Source organism: Okeania sp. SIO2F5, from assembly GCF_010692685.1.
Taxonomy (GTDB): Bacteria; Cyanobacteriota; Cyanobacteriia; order Cyanobacteriales; family Microcoleaceae; genus Okeania; species Okeania hirsuta.
Genome location: NZ_JAAHGU010000302.1, coordinates 1 through 1,580 on the forward strand (window position 1 = coordinate 1; position 1,580 = coordinate 1,580).

Here is a 1,580-nt window from a genome sequence, read left to right on the forward strand (position 1 = left end):
GGATTTCCGAAGTTTAAGAAAAAGGGTAAAAAAGACAGTTTCTATTTAGATGGAACTATTAAAATTCTGCAAGGAAACTATATCAAATTACCCAGAATAGGAATAGTAAAAACTTATGAAATCTTATGGATGGAAAGATGCAAAAGCTTGGCCAAAAATTTTGTTTGCGCAGCATTCCGCAGGAAAAGAACCTTAGAAAATGCCACAGCCAAGGTCAATCTTTGTTTTGTGAGACTGCTGCTTAAGAGATTGGCGATCGCCTGATTATTGAAAAAAAAGATACCATCAGGGTTCTATAATGTCGCCTTTTTTTTGTTATGAGAAAAACTGTGTTAGAAACTCTTGACTTAATTAAATTTTACAAGTCCTGTAACCCTACCAAGACCCTCATAGTAGGACATCCTGAAGATGAAAATATTACATAGATTTTGCGAGTGTTTAGAGGTAGTGACATTATTCAAGAATTAGAAAGAACAATAACACTACTATCTGGAAATCAGCCAACTTGTCAACTATTTACAGGGCACATCGGTTGTGGCAAGTCCACTGAACTATTTAGACTGAAAGATAAACTAGAAAGACAAGGATATCATATTGTTTACTTTGAATCCTCTGAAGACTTAGATATGGGGGATGTAGATATTAGTGATATTTTACTGGCGATCACTCGTCAAGTCAGTGAAAATATAGAGCAAGCCAACATCAAACTAAAACCAGGCTACTTCCAAAAACTATTTACGGAAATATCAGAAGTATTACAAACCCCGATCCAACTTTCAGCAGAGGCAGAAGTATCTGTTGGTATTGCCAAAATTACTGCTAAAATTAAAGATTATCCCAAACTACGTTCTCAATTAAGACAATATCTAGAACCACGAACCAGCACCATTCTAGAATCAATCAATCAAGAATTACTCGGACGAGCTAACATTGAACTGATAGTGTAATGAGTGTCAGTTTTAGTCTGAACAATCAAATTATTGCTTCTGGTAATAAAGATAAAACAGTCAAGTTGTGGAACCGCAAAGGCAAATTACTTAAAACTTTAGTTGGTCATAAAAAATGGGTCAATAGTGTTAGTTTCAGCCCCGATGGCAAAATGCTTGCTTCTGCCAGTGATCATGGTATAGTAAAACTATGGACTCAAGATGGTGAGCTGCTAAAAACTATTCCTGCTCACGATAATTGGGTGTTGGGAGTAAGTTTTAGCTCAGATGATCAGGCGATCGCTACGGCAAGTTATGATAATACAGTTAAACTCTGGAGTATAAATGGTGAGTTATTGAAAACTTTTTTAAAAGGTTCTAGTGATAGTGTAACCAGTGTTAGTTTGACTCCTGATGGTCAGGTAATTGCTTCATCTAGTTATGATGGCTTTGTTGCACAAAAGATGATGTTTAGGGTAAAAATAAAGAAGTCAAGATGGTACACGAAACTACACTCAGCAGATATGAGTAAGAGTAAGTCTAAATCCAACTCCAAGTCCTTGTATCGACTCAAAAACTGGTCTGAGTATGATGCCTCCTTAAAGCAGCGAGGGAGTCTCACTTTTTGGCTGACTCCAGAGGCCATGGAGCAGT

The 1,580-nt window shown here is 36.8% G+C and carries 3 pseudogenes; all 3 read left to right on the forward strand.

Annotation, left to right across the window (positions count from 1 at the left end):
- Positions 1 to 264: pseudogene (locus F6K27_RS33130) on the forward strand (hypothetical protein); the annotation flags it as partial.
- 53 nt (positions 265 to 317) lie between these two features.
- A pseudogene (locus F6K27_RS33135) lies at positions 318 to 938 on the forward strand (ATP-binding protein); the annotation flags it as partial.
- An 8-nt stretch (positions 939 to 946) separates the two neighbouring features.
- Positions 947 to 1,580 (forward strand): annotated as a pseudogene (locus tag F6K27_RS33140) (hypothetical protein); the annotation flags it as partial.